Annotated in this window: 15 protein-coding genes and 1 rRNA gene (1 of these 16 running past the window's edge); 12 read left to right on the plus strand and 4 right to left on the minus strand. The window is 72.0% G+C overall.

Going from position 1 to position 21,492, the window contains the following annotated elements; translation table 11 throughout:
* Positions 1–89 precede the first annotated feature (89 nt).
* Both FB563_RS18470 and FB563_RS18475 read left to right on the plus strand, forming a co-directional pair.
* Complete coding sequence (locus FB563_RS18470) at positions 90–3,752, plus strand: glycosyltransferase (protein ID WP_107100632.1); 3,663 nt, start codon at positions 90–92, stop codon at positions 3,750–3,752.
* Positions 3,749–5,275 (plus strand): DUF5719 family protein, encoded by a 1,527-nt coding sequence (locus FB563_RS18475; RefSeq protein WP_055706538.1) that lies wholly within the window; start codon positions 3,749–3,751, stop codon positions 5,273–5,275. The genes FB563_RS18470 and FB563_RS18475 overlap by 4 nt, the downstream gene beginning before the upstream one ends.
* Before the next feature lie 473 nt (positions 5,276–5,748).
* On the opposite strand, the gene FB563_RS18480 is transcribed toward FB563_RS18475, so the two are convergent.
* A complete protein-coding gene (locus tag FB563_RS18480) occupies positions 5,749–6,201 on the minus strand; it encodes a metallopeptidase family protein (RefSeq protein ID WP_142219069.1) in 453 nt (150 codons plus the stop codon).
* Positions 6,202–6,664: 463 nt separating this feature from the next.
* Here FB563_RS18480 and FB563_RS18485 point away from each other — a divergent pair, with 463 nt between their 5' ends.
* The 6 genes from FB563_RS18485 to FB563_RS18510 all read left to right on the plus strand — a co-directional run bounded on the left by FB563_RS18485 (position 6,665) and on the right by FB563_RS18510 (position 12,456).
* Entirely contained in the window at positions 6,665–7,090 is a 426-nt protein-coding gene (locus FB563_RS18485) for a DUF3499 domain-containing protein (RefSeq protein WP_031225760.1), read from the plus strand.
* 139 nt (positions 7,091–7,229) lie between these two features.
* Entirely contained in the window at positions 7,230–8,594 is a 1,365-nt protein-coding gene (locus tag FB563_RS18490) for a phosphomannomutase/phosphoglucomutase (protein ID WP_055707514.1), read from the plus strand.
* Between the two features lie 131 nt (positions 8,595–8,725).
* Positions 8,726–8,896 carry a Trm112 family protein gene (locus tag FB563_RS18495; RefSeq protein WP_007382472.1) on the plus strand — a complete coding sequence of 57 codons (171 nt, stop codon included), beginning with the start codon at positions 8,726–8,728 and terminating at the stop codon, positions 8,894–8,896.
* Positions 8,897–8,957: 61 nt separating this feature from the next.
* Complete coding sequence (locus FB563_RS18500; protein WP_055707515.1) at positions 8,958–10,085, plus strand: SIS domain-containing protein; 1,128 nt, start codon at positions 8,958–8,960, stop codon at positions 10,083–10,085.
* 96 nt (positions 10,086–10,181) lie between these two features.
* Positions 10,182–11,333 carry a mannose-6-phosphate isomerase, class I gene (gene manA, locus FB563_RS18505; RefSeq protein ID WP_055707516.1) on the plus strand — a complete coding sequence of 384 codons (1,152 nt, stop codon included), beginning with the start codon at positions 10,182–10,184 and terminating at the stop codon, positions 11,331–11,333.
* 142 nt (positions 11,334–11,475) lie between these two features.
* The gene (locus FB563_RS18510) at positions 11,476–12,456 is read left to right on the plus strand and encodes a cation diffusion facilitator family transporter (RefSeq protein WP_055707517.1); all 981 of its coding nucleotides are present in this window, start codon (positions 11,476–11,478) and stop codon (positions 12,454–12,456) included.
* A gap of 6 nt (positions 12,457–12,462) precedes the next feature.
* On the opposite strand, the gene lepB is transcribed toward FB563_RS18510, so the two are convergent.
* Positions 12,463–13,152 (minus strand): signal peptidase I, encoded by a 690-nt coding sequence (gene lepB / locus FB563_RS18515; RefSeq protein ID WP_341874424.1) that lies wholly within the window; start codon positions 13,150–13,152, stop codon positions 12,463–12,465.
* Positions 13,153–13,575: 423 nt separating this feature from the next.
* Positions 13,576–15,927, minus strand: a complete 2,352-nt coding sequence (locus tag FB563_RS18525; RefSeq protein WP_142218797.1) for a fructose-specific PTS transporter subunit EIIC — start codon at positions 15,925–15,927, stop codon at positions 13,576–13,578.
* Positions 15,928–16,394: 467 nt separating this feature from the next.
* Here FB563_RS18525 and ahcY point away from each other — a divergent pair, with 467 nt between their 5' ends.
* Both ahcY and FB563_RS18535 read left to right on the plus strand, forming a co-directional pair.
* Positions 16,395–17,852 (plus strand): adenosylhomocysteinase, encoded by a 1,458-nt coding sequence (gene ahcY / locus FB563_RS18530; RefSeq protein WP_055709581.1) that lies wholly within the window; start codon positions 16,395–16,397, stop codon positions 17,850–17,852.
* Between the two features lie 209 nt (positions 17,853–18,061).
* Positions 18,062–18,676, plus strand: a complete 615-nt coding sequence (locus FB563_RS18535; protein WP_055709580.1) for a hypothetical protein — start codon at positions 18,062–18,064, stop codon at positions 18,674–18,676.
* A 92-nt stretch (positions 18,677–18,768) separates the two neighbouring features.
* Here the strand turns inward: FB563_RS18535 and FB563_RS18540 are convergent, their stop codons facing one another.
* Positions 18,769–19,749: an RDD family protein gene (locus FB563_RS18540; RefSeq protein ID WP_055709579.1), complete on the minus strand. Its 981-nt coding sequence runs from the start codon at positions 19,747–19,749 to the stop codon at positions 18,769–18,771.
* A 144-nt stretch (positions 19,750–19,893) separates the two neighbouring features.
* Between FB563_RS18540 and FB563_RS18545 the strand changes: the two genes are divergently transcribed.
* Positions 19,894–20,901 (plus strand): stage II sporulation protein M, encoded by a 1,008-nt coding sequence (locus tag FB563_RS18545; RefSeq protein ID WP_055709578.1) that lies wholly within the window; start codon positions 19,894–19,896, stop codon positions 20,899–20,901.
* Positions 20,902–21,462: 561 nt separating this feature from the next.
* Positions 21,463–21,492: ribosomal RNA gene (locus tag FB563_RS18555) — 16S ribosomal RNA — on the plus strand (it continues 1,495 nt past the right edge of the window).

Raw genomic sequence — 21,492 nt, forward strand, 5'->3', positions numbered from 1 at the left:
TCGCTCGTCCGAGACGCCCCGCTGTCCCCTCGGCTCCCGAGAGGGCGCGGGCGTCCACCGCAGTCCATCGAACCGGGGCCCGTACCTCGATGTCCGTGCACAGCCATACGGCAGCCCAAGCCGGCGCCGCCACACCTGAGTTCCCGCGCCACGTGGTGACCGCGGTCCTCGTCTCCCACGACGGCGCCCGCTGGCTGCCCGACGCCCTCGCCGGGCTCCTCGCCCAGGAGCGCCCCGTCCAGCACGCGGTCGCGGCCGACACCGGCAGCGCGGACGACTCCGCCCGGCTGCTCGCCGACGCCCTCGGCGACGCCAACGTGCTGCACCTGGCCCGCCGCACCGGCTTCGGCCAGGCCGTCGAGGAGGCGAGCCGCACCGCCCCGGTCCTCACCCCCGAAGAGCTGCCGTACCTCAAGCGCCCCAGCGGCTGGGACCCCGTCACGCGCACCTGGCGCGACGACGCCTACGACCTGCCCGAACTGCCGCACGGCGAACCCGTCCAGTGGCTCTGGCTGCTGCACGACGACTGCGCCCCCGAACCCGACGCCCTCGCCGAACTGCTGCGTGTCGTCGACAACGAACTCGAACTGGGCCGCGACGACGTGGCGGTCGTCGGCCCCAAGCTGCGCGGCTGGTACGACCGCCGGCAACTGCTGGAGGTCGGCGTCTCCATCGCCAACTCCGGCCGCCGCTGGACCGGCCTGGACCGCCGCGAACAGGACCAGGGCCAGCACGACCACGTGCGCACCGTGCTGTCCGTCTCCACCGCCGGCATGCTCATCCGCCGCGACGTCTTCGAACAACTCGGCGGCTTCGACCGCCGGCTGCCCCTGATGCGCGACGACGTCGACCTGTGCTGGCGCGCCCACACCGCCGGCCACCGCGTCCTGATCGCCCCGGACGCCGTCGTGCGGCACGCCGAGGCCGCCTCCCGCGAGCGGCGCACCGTCGACTGCGTGGGCCGCACCGCCGCCTCCCCGCACAAGGTCGACAAGGCGGGCGCCGTCTACACCCTGCTCGTCAACACCCGTGGCGCCGCGCTCCCCTGGGCGTTCGTGCGGCTCGTCTTCGGCACGCTCCTGCGGACCGTCGCCTATCTCGTCGGCAAGGTGCCCGGCCAGGCCGTCGACGAGATCCGCGGCCTCCTGGGCGTCCTGCTGCGGCCCGAGCGGATCATCGCCGGCCGTCGCCGCCGCGGACCCGCGCGGATCGACAAGGCCGAGCTCCGCCGGCTCTTCCCGCCGCCCGGCGCCACCGTCCGGGCCACCGTGGAACAGCTCGCCGCCAACTTCACCAGCGGAACCGACGACACCTTCCGGGCCGGCCGGCACGGCGGCGCCGTGGAGTCCGGGCCCGGCGGCGACGACGCCGACTTCCTGGAGGTCGAGCAGTTCGCCCGGCTCAAGCGGATCGCCCGCAACCCCGGCCCCGTGCTCTTCCTCGCCCTGCTGCTCATGTCCCTGGTCGCCTGCCGGGCCCTGCTCGGCGGCGGCGCGCTCGCGGGCGGCGCCCTGCTGCCCGCCCCGGCCGGCGCCGGCGAGCTGTGGTCCCGCTTCGCCGACAGCTGGCACCCGGTGGGCGCGGGCGGCACCCCGTCCGCCCCGCCCTACCTCGCGATCCTCGCGACCCTCGCCACGCTCCTGTTCGGCTCCACCGGACTCGCCGTCACCGTCCTGCTGGTGGCTTCGGTACCGCTCGCCGGATTCACCGCCTATTTCGCCTCCCGGCCCCTCGTCACCTCCCGCCTGCTGCGCGCCTGGGCGGCCGTCGTCTACGCCTTCCTGCCCGCCACGACCGGCGCCCTGGCCGGCGGCCGCATCGGCACCGCCGTCCTCGCCGTGCTGCTGCCGCTCATCGCACGCGCGGGTGTCGCCGCGAGCGGCCTCGCGAACCGCTCCGGCGCACGCGGCAGTTGGCGCGCCACCTGGGCGTACGCGCTGCTGCTGACCATCACCACCGCCTTCACCCCGATCGTCTGGCCGATCGCGCTGCTCCTCGGCATCGGCGTGCTCGTCCTGCGCCGCGGTGACCTCGTCGCCCACGCCCTGCGCTTCCTCGCCCAGCTCGGCACCCCGCTGCTGGTCCTCGCCCCCTGGTCGCTGACCCTGCTCCCAACCGGTTTCTTCAAGGAAGCCGGCCTGGCCTACGGCACCTCGTCCGCCTCCGCGCTCGACCTGCTCGGCGCCAGCCCCGGCGGCCCCGGCACCGTGCACGGCCTGATGCTCCTCGGCATCGTCCTCGCCGCCCTCGCCGCACTCCTGCGCTCCGAGCGGCAGCTCGGCATCCGCACCGCCTGGGCCGTCGCCCTGGCCGGCCTCGTCTTCGCCGCCCTGTCCAACAGGTCCGCCTGGGCCGGACCGGCCACCCTCGTCTACGGCATCGCCCTGCTGGCCGCCGCCGCCCTGGGCGCCGACGGCGCACGCGCGCGTGTGGCCGAGCAGAGCTTCGGCTGGCGCCAGCCGGTCGCCGCCCTGATCGCCTTCGCCTGCGCCGCGGGCCCGCTGCTCGTCGCCGCCGGCTGGATGATCCGCGGCGCCGACGGCCCCCTGGAGCGCCGCGACCCCACCCAGGTGCCCGCGTTCGTCGCCGAGGACTCCACCACCGGCGACCGGGCCCGCACCCTGATCCTGGACAGCGACTCCCCCGCGCGCGTGCGCTACAGCCTGGTCCGCGGCTCCGGCGCCCGCATGGGCGACGCCGAGATCAGCGCCGCCGACGGCCAGAACACCCGGCTGGACAAGGTCGTCGCCAACCTCGTCGCCGGCTCCGGCGCCGACCAGGCGGACGAACTCGGCGGCTTCGCCGTGCGCTACGTCCTCGTCCACAAGGGCGCGCCCCGCGACATCACCCGCGTCCTCGACACCACCCCCGGTCTGACCCGGCTCAGCCAGCAGAACGGCGGCGCCCTGTACCGCGTCGACCAGGAGGTCTCCCGCGCCGCGATCGTGCCCGCCGGCGGATCGGGCACGGCCCAGCCGGTCACCGCCGGACCGGTGGAGATCCACACCACCATCCCGGCCGGCTCGGACGGCCGCGTCCTGCGCCTCGCCGACACCGCCGCCGACGGCTGGACGGCCACCCTGAACGGCAAACCGCTCACCCGCACCACGGTCGGCGGCTGGGCCCAGGGCTTCCAACTGCCCGCCGAGGGCGGCAGGCTGGACGTCACCTACAGCGACCCGATCACCCACACCGCCTGGCTGTGGGCCCAGGGGGCGCTCGCCGTCGTCCTGGTCGTCCTCGCCCTGCCCGGCCGCCGCCGCGACGTCGACGACGACCTGCCCGAGGAGGAGCCGCTGCCCGCCCAGGCCACCGCGGGCGAGGGCCGCCGCGCCCGCCGGCTGCGCGCCCAGGCCGAGGAACAGGCCACCGACGAGCAGCCCGCCGGACCGCCGCTGCCCGAGGAGCCCCCGGCCGCCGTACCGCAGCAGCAGTCGTACGACGACTGGGACCAGGCCTCGTACGCGAACGCCGGATACGCCGGCTACGGAGCCGACCAGTACCAGGCCGGCGGCCAGTACCCGCCCTCCGGCTACGACCAGCAGGCGTACCAGGCAGCCGACCCGTACCAGACGGGCCAGGGCCAGTACGACCCGTACGCCTACGGCGGTACGGCCGAGGGGATGCCGTACGACCCGACCGCCTACCAGCAGGGCTACGACCCGGCGTACGACCCCGCCCAGCAGGGCTACGACCCGGCCCAGCACCCCCACGGCACCGGCAGCGAGCGCCCCGACGGGAGCCAGCAGTGAACCGCACCACCCTGTCCCTGATCGCCGCCGGCACCGCGCTGGCCGCCGTCACCGCGTTCGCCGCGTTCGACGGTCCGGCCGCTTCCGGCGCCTCCGCCCCCAAGGTGGCCGCGAACCTGCCGGTCCAGCGCACGAGCCTGCTGTGCCCGGCGCCGAGCATCTCGGACATCGCCGACACCTCGTACACGTCGTTCACGCCCGTCACCCCGGGCACGCCCAGCAGCGGCAAGGCCCAACTCCAGGCGGCCGCTGCGGACTCGGCGGACGGCACCAACACCTCGCAGACGAGCAAGGGCGCCAAGGGCTCCAAGGGGGGTAAGAAGACCGCGACCCAGCCGGTGCTCACCCCGAAGGCCCCGGGCACCCCCGTCACCGGTGACGCCTCCGGCGCCGACGCGCCCGCGCTCATCGGCACCGCCGACGGGAGGTTCGCGCCCGGCTGGACCATCCAGGAGACCACCGAGGTCGCCGCCGGCACCGGCCGCGGCCTGCAGGGCGTCAACTGCACCGCGGCGGACACCGACTTCTGGTTCCCCGGCGCCAGTACGGCCGGCACCCGCACCGACTACGTCCACCTGACCAACCCGGACGACTCCGCCGCGGTCGTCGACATCGAGCTGTACGGCAAGGACGGCGCAGTCAAGTCCCCGCTCGGCGAGAACCTCACGGTCCCCGCGCACGCGAGCAAGCCGATCCTGCTGTCCACGCTCACCGACGTCCAGCAGGCCGACCTGACCGTGCACGTCAGCGTGCGCAGCGGCCGGGTCGGCGCGGCGGTGCAGGCCCTGGACGACAAGGCGGGCGGCGACTGGCTGGCCGCGTCCGCCGACCCGGCCGGCAGCCTGGTCCTGCCCGGCATCCCGAAGGACGCCACCGACGTCCGCCTGATCGCCTTCACTCCCGGCGGCGAGGACGCTGACCTGAAGGTCCGCCTGGCCTCACCGGACGGCCTGATCACCCCGGCGGGCAACGAGACCCTGCACGTGAAGTCGGGCATGACGACCACGGCCGACCTCGGCGAAGTGACCCGCGGCGAGGCGGGTTCCCTCGTCCTCACCCCCACGGACCAGTCGGTCCCGGTGGTGGCGGCCCTCCAGGTGGTCCGGGGCAAGGGCGACAAACAGGAAACGGCGTTCATCCCGGCCACCGCCCCCGTCGGCACGCGCGCGACCTCGTCCGACAACAGCGCCAAGGGCACGACCCTCGCCCTGACCGCGCCCACCGCCACCGCCACGGTCAAGGTCACCGCGTCGGCGGGCAGCGAGGGCGGTACGCCGACGACGAAGACCTACACGATCAAGTCGGGCACCACCGAAAACGTGGCCGTCCCCGTCCCCTCCGGCCTCAAGGGCACCTACTCCCTCACCGTCGAAACCGTCTCCGGCGGCCCGGTCTACGCCTCCCGCACCCTCTCCGCCACAGAGTCCGGCATCCCCGGCTTCACCATCCAGACCCTCCCGAACGACCGGGGGATGGTGGCGGTACCGACGACGACGGAGGACTTGTCGGTCCTGCAGAAGTGACAGCGCCACCTCGCAGCGCCGCTGTGCGGGCCGAGGGGGGCGAGCCCGGGTGAGGGTCCGCGGAGGCAGCGGCTCGACCATGCCGTCGTAGCTGCGGCCGGTCGTGCGGCTGGGGTGCTCGTACCCGCGTAGCTGCGGGCAGTCGTGCCGCTGGGGCGGCACGGGTGGGCGCAGCGGCACCCCGCAAGCGCGGGCAAGCGAAACGCCCCGTCGGCCAGCGACAGCGCCGGGCACCCCGCAAGCGCGGGCAAGCGAAACGTCCCGTCGGCCAGCGACAGCGCCGGGCACCCCGCAAGCGCGGGCAAGCAAACCGACCCTGCCGCGCCTCAGCGCCGGGCACCCCGCAGCACAGGGCACCCACACGGCCGTAGCCCGCAAAGCCGTGCAGCACAGGGCACCCACACCGCCGTAGCCCGCAAAGCCGCGCAGCACAGGGCACCCACACCGCCGTACCCCGCAAAGCCCCGCAGGGCCTAGTCCTCGCCGTACCGCGGATCCACCGTCTCCGGAGTCAGCCCGAGCAACTCGGCCACCTGCTCCACGACCACCTCGTGCACGAGCGCGGCCCGCTCATCCCGCCCCTTGGTGCGGATCTCCACCGGCCGCCGGTACACGACGACCCGCGCCGGCCGCCCGTCCCGCGCGGGAACGACCCCGCCCAGCGGCACGGCCTCGTCACTCCACACCTGCTCACCCCGCCCCTCCAGCCGGGGCACCTCCAGCACGAGGAAATCGATGTCGGCGAGCTGCGGCCACCGCCGCTCGAGACGCTCCACGGAGTCCTGCACCAGGTCGGCGAACGCATCGGCACGGCTGGCCGCCAGCGGCACCTGCGGCGGCGCGATCGGCCCCCGCATGCCCCGTCCGTGACGATCACGGCGACGGGGCCCGGGGCCGGCGGCACGGGGCGGTACACGGTTGTCCATCACTGGTGAAGCGTAGTCCCCGCACGTTCTCCCCGCCCGGCCCCACACGGCAACCCGCCCCTCACCCCCCTCGTCACCCCACGCCGACCGGCCACGCCCGACGAGCCAAGCCCGGCCGGCGCCACCCCACAGCGGTCCGATCACGCCCCCGCCTCGGCCGATCAGACGCCCCTCTCCGGCCGACCGGGGCGCCGCCGATCGGCCCGCCGCCGATCGGCCCCGTTCGACTCCGATCGGCCCTGTCCGCTCACAAGTCGCAGATTGACCATTCCGGCCAACGTCTGGCTCGTTTCCGTAACCCTCCAAGACCGCCGAACTCAAGGCAATTGACGGTGTTTGTGCCGGCTCATGACCGTACCGAGCCGCGCGCAAAACCCGCGGAGAACCCGTCCACGCAGGTCAACGGGGCCTCCCCGAAGGGGTGTGTGGGGTGTTTCACAGCACGACACGGTGGAGTGACCTGGTGGAGAGTCGTCGCGGCCCGCTCAAGAGTGCGGTACCGTCCAACGTCGTGAGCCCTGTACGTCGCTGTTCGCGCACCGCCTGCGGCCGACCCGCCGTCGCGACGCTGACGTACGTCTACGCCGACTCGACCGCGGTCCTCGGCCCGCTCGCCACCTACGCCGAACCGCACTGCTACGACCTGTGCGCCGAGCACTCCGAGCGCCTCACCGCCCCCCGCGGCTGGGAGGTCGTCCGCCTCCTCGACGGCTCCGCCCCCGCGCGGCCCAGCGGAGACGACCTGGAAGCGCTTGCGAACGCCGTGCGCGAGGCGGCCCGCCCCCAGGAACGCGCGGCCGAGGCGGGCGGCGGCGGAGCCCGTACGGCGGACCCCATGGAAGTCGCCCGCCGCGGCCACCTTCGAGTCCTGCGCTCCCCGGACAACTGAGCCCGCCCGCACGGCCGTCGGGCCGGCGCACCGCACCCCGCCCGGTTACGACTGGGCGTCCACATGGTGTCCGCACACCTCCCACTTACCCCCGACAGGTAGTTTGTGGGCAGCCATAGGACTTTCAGGAGGGTTGGCCGTGACTGCTGATCTGTCGCAGATCGTGAAGGCGTACGACGTACGAGGAGTGGTTCCGGACCAGTGGGACGAGTCGCTGGCCGGGCTCTTCGGCGCCGCCTTCGCGGAGGTGACGGGTGCGGCGGCCATCGTCGTCGGCCACGACATGCGGCCCTCATCCCCCGGTCTCACCCGCGCCTTCGCACGCGGCGCGGCGGACCGCGGTGTGGACGTCACCGAGATCGGCCTCTGCTCCACCGACCAGCTGTACTACGCCTCGGGCGCGCTGAACCTGCCGGGCGCCATGTTCACCGCCTCCCACAACCCGGCCCAGTACAACGGCATCAAGCTGTGCCGCGCGGGCGCCGCCCCGGTCGGTCAGGACACCGGTCTCGCGCAGATCCGCGAACTCGTGGAGCGGTGGCTGGAGTCGGGCGCGCCGGAGCCGGTGGCCGAGCCGGGAACCCTGACCACCCGTGAGACGTTGGACGACTACGCGGCGCACCTGCGCTCCCTGGTCGACCTGACCTCCATCCGCCCGCTCAAGGTCGTGGTCGACGCCGGCAACGGCATGGGCGGCCACACGGTCCCCTCGGTCTTCGCCGGCCTGCCCCTGACCCTCGTCCCGATGTACTTCGAACTGGACGGCACCTTCCCGAACCACGAGGCCAACCCGCTCGACCCGGCCAATCTCGTGGACCTGCAGAAGCGGGTCCCGGAGGAGGGCGCCGACCTCGGCATCGCCTTCGACGGCGACGCCGACCGCTGCTTCGTCGTGGACGAGAACGGCGACCCGGTCTCCCCGTCCGCGATCACCGCCCTGGTCGCCGCCCGCGAACTCGCCCGCAACGGCGGCACGGGCACGATCATCCACAACCTGATCACGTCCCGTACCGTCCCCGAGGTGGTGAAGGAGAACGGCGGCTCCCCGGTCCGCACCCGCGTCGGCCACTCCTTCATCAAGGCCGAGATGGCCCGCACCGGCGCCATCTTCGGCGGCGAGCACTCCGCGCACTACTACTTCAAGGACTTCTGGAACGCCGACACGGGCATGCTGGCCGCCCTGCACGTCCTCGCCGCCCTCGGCGGCCAGGAGGGCCCGCTGTCCGGCCTCGTCGCCCAGTACGACCGCTACACCGGCTCCGGCGAGATCAACTCCACCGTCGCCGACCAGTCCGCCCGCCTCGCCGCGATCCGCTCGGCGTACGAGAACCGCGCCGACGTCACCCTGGACGACCTCGACGGCCTCACGGTCGCCGCCGCCGACTGGTGGTTCAACGTCCGCCCCTCCAACACGGAGCCGCTCCTCCGCCTGAACGCCGAGGCGAAGGACGAGGCCACGATGGCCAAGATCAGGGACGAGGCCCTGGCGATCATCCGGGGCTGACCGGCCGGGCAACGGCGTCCAGGGGGCGGGAGCCCCCTGGACGGCACCGGCAGCCCGGCTCAGCGCGTGCTCCAGCGGTACGCTGACCAGGCACATCCACAGACATGCATCCGCCCTCGAAGGGACACCCCATGCCGCTCGAAGCCGGCCTCCTGGAGATCCTCGCCTGCCCGGCCTGCCACGCCCCCCTCAAGGAGCAGGACACCGAGCTGATCTGCACGGGCCAGGACTGCGGCCTCGCCTACCCGGTCCGCGACGGCATCCCGGTCCTCCTCGTGGACGAGGCCCGCCGCCCCGCGTGACGACGCCTGTCACGTCGTAGACACCCCGCACAGGACCCCGGCGATCGGAGGCAACCCGCCCATGCTGGACGAATCGCTGCTCGACACCCCGGAGGGCCTCGCCGAGGCCGACCGCCGAGGCCTGCTGCGCGGCGCCGCCGAGGCGGGCGCCCGCGTCCGCACCGCCGCCCGGCACGCCGGCGAGGCCGGCGTCGGCGAGCTCAAGCCCGACGGCCGCCCCCGCGCCGTCCTCATCGCCGGCCCCGGTGCCGCCGCCACCCACACCGCCGACCTCCTCGGCACCCTGGCCGGCGTCGGCAGCCCCGTGGTCCGCCTGGCCCCGACCGGCGTGGCCCCGGCCGCCGGCGCCCTGCGCTGGGAGCTCCCCGGCTGGGCGGGCTCCGTGGACCTGCTGCTGATCGCCACCCCGGACGGCACCGAACCGAGCCTGTCCCTCCTCACCGACCAGGCCTACCGCCGCGGCGTCTCCGTCGTCGCCGTGGCCCCGGCCCGCACCCCGCTCGCGGAGGCGGTCGCCGGCGCCCACGGCCTGTTCGTACCGATGGCGACGGCGCCGTACGACCAGGAGGAACCGCTCGCCGCGTCCGCCCCCGGCGTCTTCTGGGCGCTGCTCACCCCGCTGCTGGCGCTGCTGGACCGGGTCGGACTGATCAGCGCCCCGCCGGACGCCCTGGAGAAGGTCGCCGACCGCCTGGACCACATCGCCGAGCGCTGCGGCCCCGCCATCGCGACCTACAGCAACCCGGCCAAGACCCTCGCCGCCGAACTCGCCGACGCGCTGCCCGTGCTGTGGACGGAAGGGTCCTCGGCGGGCCCCGCCGGCCGTCGGTTCGCCGCCGCCCTCGCCGAACTCGCCGGCCGCCCCGCGCTCGTCGCCGAGCTCCCCGAGGCGCTCTCCGCGCACAGCGCCCTGCTGGCCGGCCCGCTGGCCGCCAGCGCCGACCCCGACGACTTCTTCCGGGACCGCGTCGAGGAGCCCCCCGCGCTGCACGCGCGCGTGGTGCTGCTCCGCGACCGCCCGATCGGCGGCCTCACCGCCGCCCCCGCCGCCCGTGACCTGGCCCTCAGCCACGACACGCCGATCAGCGAACTCGAACCGGAGGAAGGCGGCGAACTGGAGACGCTCGCGGAACTGATCGCCGTCACGGATTTCGCCGCTGTTTACCTGGCGCTCGCTTCGAGGGCCTGATCTGGCTACGGGCCGGAACACCCGCGCCCACCATCAGCACGGCAACCGGCGCCGGCGTCGGCTCGGCAGCCGTACGTACGGAGACAGAGAAGACACATGGACCGCCTCGACAACACCATCCGCCCCTACGCCTGGGGTTCCCCCACCGCCATCCCGCACCTCCTCGGCGTCGAGCCGACCGGTGAACCGCAGGCGGAGATGTGGATGGGCGCGCACCCCGGAGCGCCCTCGCGCACCGCGCGCGGGACGCTCGTCGACGTCATCGACGCCGACCCGGAGCGCGAGCTGGGCAAGGCGGCCGTGGCGAAGTTCGGCCCGCGCCTGCCGTTCCTCCTCAAGATCCTCGCCGCCGGCGCGCCCCTCTCCCTCCAGGTGCACCCCAACCTGGAGCAGGCGAAGGAGGGGTACGCCGACGAGGAGCGCCGCGGCATCCCGATCGACGCTCCGCACCGCAACTACAAGGACGCCAACCACAAGCCCGAACTGATCTGCGCGCTCACCGAGTTCGAAGGCCTGTGCGGCTTCCGCGACCCGGTCCGGGCCGCCGACCTGCTCGACGCACTCGGCGTCGCCTCCCTCAAGCCGTACGTCGACCTGCTGCACGCCCGGCCCGAGGACGCGGCCCTGCGCGAGGTGCTCACCGCGATCCTGACCGCCGACCCGGCGGAGATGGCGCAGACCGTCGCCGAGGCGAGCGCCGCCTGCGCCCGCCTCGGCGGTGAGTACGCCCCCTACGCCGACCTCGCCCAGCACTACCCGGGCGACCCCGGCGTCATCGCGGCCATGCTGCTCAACCACGTGCGCCTGCAGCCCGGCGAGGCACTGTTCCTCGGCGCCGGCATCCCGCACGCGTACATCAGCGGTCTCGGCGTCGAGATCATGGCCAACTCCGACAACGTGCTGCGCTGCGGACTGACCCCGAAGCACGTCGACGTCCCCGAACTCCTGCGCGTCGTCCGCTTCGAGGCGGGCGACCCGGGCGTGCTGCGCCCCGAGGCCTCCCCGGCCGGCGAGGAGGTCTACGAGACGCCGATCGACGAGTTCCGCCTCTCCCGGTACGTCCTCCCCGAGGGCGCCGCCGCCCGCGACCTCACCCTCGACACCCCGCAGATCCTGCTCTGCACGGCCGGCTCGGTCCGCGCCGGCGAGCACGAGCTGAGCCCGGGCCGGTCGGTCTTCGTCCCCGCCGGCGAGACGGCGGAGATCTCGGGCGCGGGCACGGTCTTCCGTGCCACGGTGATCGTGTGACGGGATATCCGGCGGTGTGATCGTATGACCGAGGTTGTGGATACCTGACGCGGTGCTGCCCGGCCGGGCTGCAAGAATGGCCTACCGGCAAAGGCCGGGCAAAGCCCCGAGGGCTACAGAGGCGAAGGGACAACGCGGACACATGAGCGCGTCAGGCGGTACCAGGGCGATTGTGGCGGCACTCGGCGCCAACCTCGCGATCGCGGCGTCGAAGTTCGTGGCGTTCGCGTTCAGCGGCTCCTCCTCGATGCTCGCCGAGGGCGTCCACTCGCTCGCCGACTCCGGCAACCAGTTCCTGCTGCTCATCGGCGGCAAGAAGGCCGAGCGCCAGGCGACGCCGCAGCACCCCTTCGGCTACGGCCGCGAGCGCTTCATCTACGCCTTCCTGGTCTCGATCGTGCTGTTCTCGATCGGCGGCATGTTCGCCATCTACGAGGGCTTCGATAAGATCAGCCACCCGCACGAACTGAAGGACTGGTACTGGCCGGTGGGCGTCCTGGTCTTCGCGGTCATCGCCGAGGGCTTCTCCTTCCGCACGGCCATCAAGGAGTCCAACGAGCTGCGCGGCAGACTGAGCTGGGCGCAGTTCATCCGCCGCGCGAAGGCCCCCGAGCTGCCCGTCGTCCTGCTGGAGGACTTCGGCGCACTGATCGGCCTCGTCCTGGCCCTGCTCGGCGTCGGCCTGGCCGTCCTCACCGGCAACGGCGTCTGGGACGGCGTCGGCACGGTCTGCATCGGTGTCCTGCTCGTCTGCATCGCCCTGGTCCTGGCCGCCGAGACCAAGTCGCTGCTGCTGGGCGAGGCGGCCGGCCCGGACGTGATCAAGAAGATCGAGGAGGCGACGGTCGACGGCGACACCGTCACCGGCGTCATCCACATGCGCACGCTCCACCTCGGCCCCGAGGAACTGCTGATCGCCGCCAAGATCGCCGTCCAGCACGACGACACGGCCGCCGAGATCGCCCACGCCATCAACGCCGCCGAGGCCCGCATCCGCGCCGCCGTCCCCATCGCCCGCGTCATCTACCTGGAACCGGACATCTACAGTGAGGCCGAGGCGGCCAAGGGCCCGGACCCGGAGGCCACCCCGGGCGGCCCGAACCCGCACGCCGTCGGCCACTGAGACACCTCAGCCCCGGGGAGGCTGCACCGGCCAGGGCATCTGCGGGAACTGCGGTGCCCTCCGCCGCCGTACGGCGAGGAAACCGATGCCCAGGCCGACGCCGGTGAGCAGCAGCACCAGCCCGAGGAGCATGGCCGCCACCAGCAGAGCAGGCACTGCGCGGTCATCCGTCACCCGGCCCAGCACCGCGTTCCCGGCGACCGTCCCGCCCTGCTCGTCCGGGTGGAACCGCGAGTCGTTGGAGTTCGCGCGGTAGTCGCCCAGGAGGAACAGCCGCCCCTTGGGCACCGTCACGTCATAGGGCCTGTGCGCCCCGTCGGCGTCCCCGCCGTACACGTACGGCTCCTCGATCGGCTTCCCGTTCACGGTCACCCGCTCCCGCGAACCCACGAGCGTGCAGCACCGCACACGATCCCCGCCCACGCCGATGACCCGCTTCATCAGAGGCCCGTCGACCCCGTACGACTCCGGCGGCGTGAACACCACGACGTCCCCGCGCCGCACCTCGCTCCCGCCGACACGCTCCCAGACGACCCGGTCACCCTGCCCGTACGTCGGCGTCATGCTGCTGCCCCCCACGGTGGAGACCCCGTAGGCGTCCCGCACATACACAAATCCGCCGACCGCCGGCACCACCCCCAGCACCCCCACCACAAGCGCCGCCACCCCGAGCCCCCGCCCCCGCCTGCTACCCACCACGTCCCGCCTTCCCGAGCACCTCATCCGGCGCGCGGACAATAGCGCCACTCTTCGAACACGCTGTGCGGCGGGGTCTCTGACGTGGGGTGTGGGTGCCGGTTCGGGGTGTGGGTGCGGTGCGCGGGCGTGGGTCTGGTTCGGGGTGTGGGCGCGCGGTGCGGTGTGTGTCGGGGGGCGCGGTGTGCGTATCGGTGCGCGACGCGGGGGCCGGTTCGATGCGGGTGTGGTGCGGGCGCATGATCCGGTTGCGTGGTTCCGGTGTGGGTGCCGGTTCGGGTGCACGCGTGGGCGGCATGGGCGGGCTTACGCAGGCCGGTTCTGCCGTGGGTCTGCAGATCCCTGGAACTCAGGGCACCAGGGACCGCACGCCCTTCCCGCATCCCCCGGCTTTCTCAGCTCCCTCGGTTCCGTCTCCTCAACTCACCCGACCTCACCGAGCACGTCGAGCATCGCGCCCTCGTCCGGCGCCGCCAGCAGCCGCTCCCGGAAACCGGGATCCATCAGCTTGCGGGAGAGCAGCGCGAGGATCCGCAGATGCTCGTCACCCGCGGCCGCCTCCGGTACGGCGATCATGAAGACCAGCCGGGCCTTCGTACCGTCCAGCGAACCCCACTCGACCCCCTCGGCGGACCGGGCGAAGCCGACGACCGGCGCGGTCACCGCGTCAGTCTTGGCGTGCGGGACCGCGATCTCCTCACCCAGCCCGGTCGTTCCCTGCTCCTCGCGCCGCAGCGCCGTCGCCACCAGCTCGTCCACATCGGTGACGCGTCCGCTCCCCGCGAGCAACTCCGCCATCTCCCGGACGGCGGCCTCCTTCTCCACGGCTTGGAGCGCCGACTTCACGGTCCGCGCATCGAGATGGCCGGACAACACCGCGGGCCCATGGTCCGCAGCCGCGGTGTCTGCAGCCCGCCCGGCGTCCCGTGCCCCTTCCGGCTGCCCGGCACCCTCGGAATCCTCGACGGTTCCCACCCGGACCGAGCTCCCCGAAACCACGGCATCAGCACCGGCCACCGAGGCTCCCGCCCCAGCCTGCCCGGGCACGAGCACCCCCGCCGACACATCCGACGCGGCAGCCCCTTCCCCGGCGCGCCCCGCACCCACCGGCACATCCCCCGACGCAGAAGGCCCCTCACCGGCGCCGCCTGTCGACGCGCCCTCCGACGCTGAAGCCCCCGCACCGGCGCCACCCGCACCCGAGGACGATTGCCGCACGGGTGGTGCGGGCCGGAACCCCATCCCCACCACCCCGGAACCCGCACCCGAAGTCGCCTCCGAACCCATCCCCGAGGCCGCACCAACCGCTCCCGCACGCCCCCGAAGCCCACTCACATCAACCAACGCCACGGTCGCCAACGCAGTCACCACCGACCCGATCACCACGGCGACAAAGAACATCGGCACCCCGCTCACCGCCCCCAGCACCGCCACGACCGGCCCTCCATGCGGCACCGCGTCCTTCACCCCGGCCAGCCCGGCCACCGCACCGGCCACCGCCCCGCCCAGCATGTTCGCCGGAATCACCTGCGCAGGCCGCGCCGCCGCGAACGGAATCGCACCTTCCGAGATACCGAAACAACCCATGAACAGCGCCGCGAGCCCCGTCTCCCGCTCCTGCTCGCTGTACAGCCGCCGCCGGATCAACGTGGCCAGCCCCTGGCCGAGCGGCATCACCGGGATCGCGGCCGCGCACATGCCCATCACCGTCTGGTTGCCGCTGGCGATGAGCCCGGCCCCGAACAGGAACGCCGTCTTGTTCACCGGCCCGCCCATGTCGAACGCGATCATCAGCCCGAGAATCGCGCCGAGCAGAATCGCGCTCGTCCCCGTCATCCCGCCGAGCCAGCTCGTCAGATGCTCGAACACCCAGGAGATCGGCTTGCCGATGACGTAGATGAAGGACAGCCCGAGCACGGTCGTGGCGACGATCGGGATCACGATGATCGGCATGATCGGCTGCACGAACCTCGGCACACGCACCTTCTTGATCCCCAGCACCAGGTACCCGGCGAGGAACCCGGTCACGATCGCCCCGATGAATCCCGCGCCCGCCTTGGAGTCGTACAGCGCACCCGTGTTGGCGATCCAGCCGCCGATCATGCCCGGCACCAGCGCGGGCCGATCGGCGATCGCGTAGGCGATGTAGCCGGACAGGATCGGGATCATCAGCTGGAACCCGATCCCGCCGATCGCGTTGACATGCGCCCAGAAGGTGCCGTCCGGGATCACATAGCCCTTGGCCGTGGCATGGCCCCCGAGCGCGAGCGACACCGCGATCAGCAGACCGCCCACGACCACGAACGGGATCATGTACGACACGCCGTTCATCAGCGCCTTGTACACCGGCCCCCGCTCCCGGCCGCCACCGGAGACCACCGCCGCCGAACCCTCCCCGGCCCCGCCGGGCGCGTGCACGGGCGCCGACCGCACCCGCTCGATCAGCTGCTCTGGATGGTGGATGCCCTCGGCGACCCCGACCGTCAGTACCCGCTTGCCGGCGAAACGGCTCAGGTCGACGTCCTTGTCGGCGGCGACGATGATCCCGTCCGCGTCTCTGACATCGTTGTCATCGAGGACGTTCTCGGCCCCGATGGATCCCTGGGTCTCCACCTTCATGTCGATGCCACGGCTCGCGGCGGCCTGCGCGAGCTTCTCCGCCGCCATGTACGTGTGCGCGATGCCGGTCGGGCAGGCGGTCACCGCCAGTAGCTTGACCTGCCGCCGCTCGTCTTCGTGGCCACCCGTCGAGGGAGAGCCGGCCGGACTGCTCACGTCTGTCTCCTCACACCTTCTCGCACGAGGCACCGTCCGGACACCTCGCGACCAGGACCGGAACCGCCCCGATCCCCCTGCATCCTGCACCAGGCGTCCCCGGTGCAAAGATGCGAAAATCCCCGTTCATCACGGTCTGTGGGCTCCCGTTCCGCGGCTTCCGCACCCCTGTCGGCGCGGTTCCTGCCCCCGCGCCGTCCCTCGAAACCGCCTCACGGGCGGCTGGAACGGCGCGGAGGCGGACTGGGGCCGACGGGCCCGTCCGGTGTAGCTTGGGACGGAGCCAGACGTCGCTGCTGATGGCGGTCGGGCGGTCCGACGCGGACCGACCGAGGGAGAGAGGGCCTCCGACGGACTGCGCTGCGCGTACGTGGGCATGCCTGTGTCCTCTTCTCGGGCACCCCTGTGTCCGCCGCCGCGCAGACCAGCCGTACCCACCTCGACCCGACACCGAGGAGCAGCTCGCAATGACCACTGTCGACAACCGACAGGACTTCAAGGTCGCCGACCTCTCGCTGGCCGAGTTCGGCCGCAAGGAGATCTCCCTCGCCGAGCACGAGATGCCCGGACTGATGGCGATCCGCAAGGAGTACGCCGAGGCCCAGCCTCTCGCCGGCGCCCGAGTCACCGGCTCCCTGCACATGACCGTGCAGACCGCCGTGCTCATCGAGACCCTGGTCGCCCTCGGCGCCCGCGTCCGCTGGGCTTCCTGCAACATCTTCTCCACCCAGGACCACGCGGCCGCCGCTGTCGCCGTCGGTCCGAACGGCACTCCCGACAACCCGCAGGGCATCCCCGTCTTCGCCTGGAAGGGCGAGACCCTGGAGGAGTACTGGTGGTGCACCGAGCAGGCGCTGACCTGGCCGGACAGCCCCACCGGCGGCCCGAACATGATCCTCGACGACGGCGGCGACGCCACCCTCCTCGTCCACAAGGGCGTCGAGTACGAGAAGGCCGGTGAGGTCCCCGCCCTGGAGACCGCCGAGTCCGACGAGCACCGCGTCATCCTCCAGCTGCTCCACCGCACCCTGGGTGAGAACCCCCAGAAGTGGACCCAGCTGGCCTCGGAGATCCGTGGCGTCACCGAGGAGACCACCACTGGCGTCCACCGCCTGTACGAGATGCAGCGCGACGGCGTCCTCCTCTTCCCGGCGATCAACGTCAATGACGCCGTCACCAAGTCCAAGTTCGACAACAAGTACGGCTGCCGCCATTCCCTCGTCGACGGCATCAACCGAGCCACGGACACGCTGATCGGCGGCAAGACCGCCGTGGTCTGCGGCTACGGCGACGTGGGCAAGGGGTGCGCCGAGTCCCTGCGCGGCCAGGGTGCCCGGGTGATCGTCACGGAGATCGACCCGATCTGCGCGCTGCAGGCGGCGATGGACGGCTACCAGGTGACCACCCTGGACGAGGTCGTCGAGACCGCCGACATCTTCATCACCACCACCGGCAACAAGGACATCATCCTTGCCTCGGACATGGCGAAGATGAAGCACCAGGCGATCGTCGGCAACATCGGCCACTTCGACAACGAGATCGACATGGCCGGCCTCGCCCAGGTGCCGGGGATCGTCAAGGACGAGGTCAAGCCGCAGGTCCACACCTGGACCTTCCCGGACGGCAAGAAGATCATCGTGCTGTCCGAGGGCCGACTGCTGAACCTGGGCAACGCCACCGGTCACCCGTCGTTCGTGATGTCCAACTCCTTCGCGGACCAGACGCTGGCCCAGATCGAGCTGTTCACCAAGCCCGACGAGTACCCGATCGGCGTGTACGTGCTGCCCAAGCACCTCGACGAGAAGGTCGCCCGTCTCCACCTGGACGCGCTCGGCGTCAAGCTGACCACGCTGCGCCCGGAGCAGGCGGCGTACATCGGTGTGGAGGTCGACGGCCCGTACAAGCCGGACCACTACCGCTACTGACCCGGCGATTCCGCACTCCCGCCCGCCGGGGAGCACACCGGTGCACCGCCACGCTCCCCGGCAGCAGCTCCGAGGCAGGCCCCCGCACCCCCGTGCCGGGGGCCTGTCCCCTTGGCTCCGTCCGGTGGCCCCGTCCGGCCGGCACCGCCGGCTCTCCGGCCGGACCTTCAGCCCGGCTGAACCGCCGGCCCGTCACGACCAGGACCCCCATGCCCCGCGGCCGTTATTCGCTCCACGATCCGCATGATCACACCCCCCTCGGCGAAGAACACTTCCAGTGCGCCCCCGGCCCGTCCGGCTGGCGTTATGTCTCGCGGCTGACCAGCCCCGCCGGCGACCACCGCGGCTCGGTCGACCTCGCTCTGGACGACCTCGGCCGCCCCATCCGCCTCGAACTCCATCTGGGGGAGTGGCAGGTACGCGGTGCCGCCCTGGACGGCGTCACCTGGGTCCGTACCGACCCCACCGGAACCCATGCCACCGAAGGCAATGTGCGCGCCCACGCCTTCACCGGCACCTCCCCCGCGTTCCTCATCGCCACCGCCCGTCTCCTTCGCCTCACCCCCTCATCAGATGCCACCCGCGTACGCCTGGTCGCCTTCACGGATCCGGTCCTCGCCCCCCGCACCGTGGACCAGTCCTGGGCTCTGGTGAACAGCGAAGCACACGCCACTGACAACGGCCCTCTGACCGTGGACGAATACCAGGTCACAGCCCTGGACACCGGTGAGCGGCACACCGTGCACATCGCCGGGGACGTCGTCCTGGCCGCACCCGGAATGGAGCTGGAGGACCTCCAGTCACCGCCGTCGACGTTCGTCTGAGCGCCGAGACCGGAGAAACCGCCGGAACCGCCCGAGACGCCGAAACAGAGTCGGACGGTGAGGACGCCGGAAGAGAATCGCGCGGACTCGTTCTACGCCGGCGGTGCGAAACCCGTGGCCGGGCGGTCGGCAGACGGCTCGTCCCGCCCAGATACGGCCGACGGCGCAGACGGAGCCTGCGGCAGCCGAGCGGCAGCCTGCGGCTGGACAGAGTCGGATGGCTGAGGGGGAGCGGGCGGCTGGGCCGACGCGGGCGGCTGGGCCGACGCGGGCGGCTGATGACCGGCCGGTGCGCCGGATGCGGCCACGTGCGGGGGGAGACCGGCAGCGCCGAAAGCCTGCCGGGCCTCACGGGACTGCCGCTCGTGCACCACGGCTGCCAGGAAGGCGGCCGCCGGAAGGTCCTGCGGCACCGAGGCAGCCGTCCGCGCCGCGAGGTCGGCCGCGAGCTGCTGGGCCATCCCCGCCGCCACCTGGGGATCGAGCTGCCCCATCCGGGTCAGGTACTGCCGAACCGCAAGCCACAGCCCGTCCGGCACCGCCGACAGATCCAGCTCGGCGAACCGTCCCGCCAGCCATGGCGGCGGCGGTGGAACAAAGCCGACCCGACCTGCGGGTATTCGCTCACGTACAACCAGGGTGCCCGCGAACACGTCACCGAGCCGCCGGCCCCGCGCCGACACCAGCGAGGCGATACAGGCGACCACGCCGAACGTCAGCAGGATCTCGACCACACCGATCGCACCTCGCACGAGCGCGTGCCGGAACCGGATCGGCCCACCGTCGTCGCGCACCACGCGCAGCCCGAAGGCCAGCTTTCCCAGCGAGCGCCCATGGCTGAGCGTCTCCACCGCGATCGGCCCGCCGACCAGCACCAGCAGAAACGTCGCGATCGACAGCGCCACCTGCGCGGCCTCGTCCAGCGAGGCCGTCGCCACCACCACCGCGATGGTGACGACGACGTACGCGGCCATGACCACCACGAGATCGAGCAACACGGCCAGCGCCCTGCTCGGCAGCCTCGCCGGTCGCAGTTCGAGCGCCACCGCCTCGCCCGTCACCAGCTCACTCACGCCCGCCGTCCTTCCCTGATCTGCCCCCGGAACCGCAAGTCTGCCAAGCTGTGCGCACATCGCGCCCCAGTGCGACTATCTGACCGCGATCGAGAGCATTCACGACGAGCAGTCAGCGAACCAGCCGAGGAGCAGGCAGACCCGATGGACCTGGACGTCTTCGTCTCCGTACACCGAGCCGAATGGGATCGCCTCGACGCCCTGCTCCGCCGTCGGCGCCGCCTCAACGGCGCCGAGGCCGACGAACTCGTCGCCCTCTACCAGCGCACCGCCACCCATCTGTCCCTCATCCAGTCCAGCGCGCCGGACCCGCAGCTGACAGGGCGGCTCAGCCAACTCGTGGCACGCGCGCGTAGCGCCGTCACCGGCACCCGCCGCGCTTCATGGCGCGATGTCACGCGTTTCCTGGGCCAGGGCTTCCCGGCTGCCGTCTACCGGGCTCGCCACTGGTGGGTACCCACGGCCCTGATCTCCACGGCCATCGCGATTCTCCTGGGCTGGTGGATCGGCACCCATCCGGAGGTGCAGGCATCGATCGCGGCACCCAGCCAGCTGCGTGACCTGACCCGCCCCGGCGGCGAGTACGAGACGTACTACTCCAGCCATCCCGCGGCGGCCTTCGCCGCCCAGGTGTGGACGAACAACGCCCAGGCAGCAGCGATGTGCCTGGTCCTGGGCGTCTTCCTGGGCCTGCCCGTCCTCCTGATCCTCTTCGAGAACATGCTCAACCTGGGCGTCGGCTTCGGCCTGATGTCCTCCGCCGGCCGACTCGACACATTCCTGGGACTGGTGCTGCCACACGGCCTGCTCGAGCTGACCGCCGTCTTCGTCGCCGCCGGTACGGGACTGCGCCTGGGCTGGACACTCATAGACCCCGGCCCTCGCAGCCGGCGCACTGCTCTTGCCGAAGAAGGACGCGCGGCCGTCGGCATGGCGATCGGACTCGCTCTGGTCCTCTTCGTCTCCGGAGCCATCGAAGGCTTTGTCACCCCGTCGGGCCTGCCCACCTGGGCCCGCACCGGAACGGGCGTCCTGGCCGAGCTGGCATTCCTGGCGTACGTCTACGTCCTGGGTGGCCGAGCGGTACGCGCAGGTGAGACCGGCGATCTAGAAGCGACGGACCGCAGCGCCTCGGTGCCCACAGCCGCCTGATGTGCGTTCCAGCCCTGTGAGCTGCTAGTCTCCTCTTCGCCCCGCAAGAGCCGTTGACACGGATGGCGTGGGGAGGTAGATTTAAACAGTTGCCCGGAGATAGACAAGCTCCTGGGCGAAGGTTAGAGTCTACGAGCTTCCCGAGAGGTCGGAAACGACATCTCCGAGAAGCACTTCCCGATTAATCGGAAATGGGCGGCCGGTCGGACCGGCCAAGAACTTCTGATAAAGTCGGAACCGCCGGAAAGGAAACCGCGAGAAAACACGGAGCCTGGAAAGCGCCGAGGAAATCGGATCGAGAAAAGATCTGATAGAGTCGGAAACACCGAAGGGAAGCGCCCGGAGGAAAGCCCGAGAGGGTGAGTACGAAGGAAGCGACCGTTCCTTGAGAACTCAACAGCGTGCCAAAAGTCAACGCCAGATATGTTGATACCCCGTCCGTCGGAACATTCCGATGGTCGAGGTTCCTTTGAAATAACACAGCGAGGACGCTGTGAACGGTCGGGCCTATTCCGCCCGACTGTTCCGCTCTCGTGGTGTCAACCGGATTACCGGGAAACATTCACGGAGAGTTTGATCCTGGCTCAGGAC

Source organism: Streptomyces puniciscabiei (genome assembly GCF_006715785.1).
Taxonomy (GTDB): Bacteria; Actinomycetota; Actinomycetes; order Streptomycetales; family Streptomycetaceae; genus Streptomyces; species Streptomyces puniciscabiei.

What these genes read in the sequence shown, in the direction of transcription:
- FB563_RS18470 (WP_107100632.1), top strand. Translation starts at nt 90, where the DNA reads ATGTCCGTGCACAGCCATACGGCAGCCCAAGCCGGCGCCGCCACACCT.
- FB563_RS18480 (WP_142219069.1), bottom strand. Translation starts at nt 6,201, where the DNA reads ATGGACAACCGTGTACCGCCCCGTGCCGCCGGCCCCGGGCCCCGTCGC.
- FB563_RS18495 (WP_007382472.1), top strand. Translation starts at nt 8,726, where the DNA reads ATGCCGCTCGAAGCCGGCCTCCTGGAGATCCTCGCCTGCCCGGCCTGC.
- FB563_RS18500 (WP_055707515.1), top strand. Translation starts at nt 8,958, where the DNA reads ATGCTGGACGAATCGCTGCTCGACACCCCGGAGGGCCTCGCCGAGGCC.
- manA (WP_055707516.1), top strand. Translation starts at nt 10,182, where the DNA reads ATGGACCGCCTCGACAACACCATCCGCCCCTACGCCTGGGGTTCCCCC.
- FB563_RS18510 (WP_055707517.1), top strand. Translation starts at nt 11,476, where the DNA reads ATGAGCGCGTCAGGCGGTACCAGGGCGATTGTGGCGGCACTCGGCGCC.
- ahcY (WP_055709581.1), top strand. Translation starts at nt 16,395, where the DNA reads ATGACCACTGTCGACAACCGACAGGACTTCAAGGTCGCCGACCTCTCG.
- FB563_RS18535 (WP_055709580.1), top strand. Translation starts at nt 18,062, where the DNA reads ATGCCCCGCGGCCGTTATTCGCTCCACGATCCGCATGATCACACCCCC.
- FB563_RS18545 (WP_055709578.1), top strand. Translation starts at nt 19,894, where the DNA reads ATGGACCTGGACGTCTTCGTCTCCGTACACCGAGCCGAATGGGATCGC.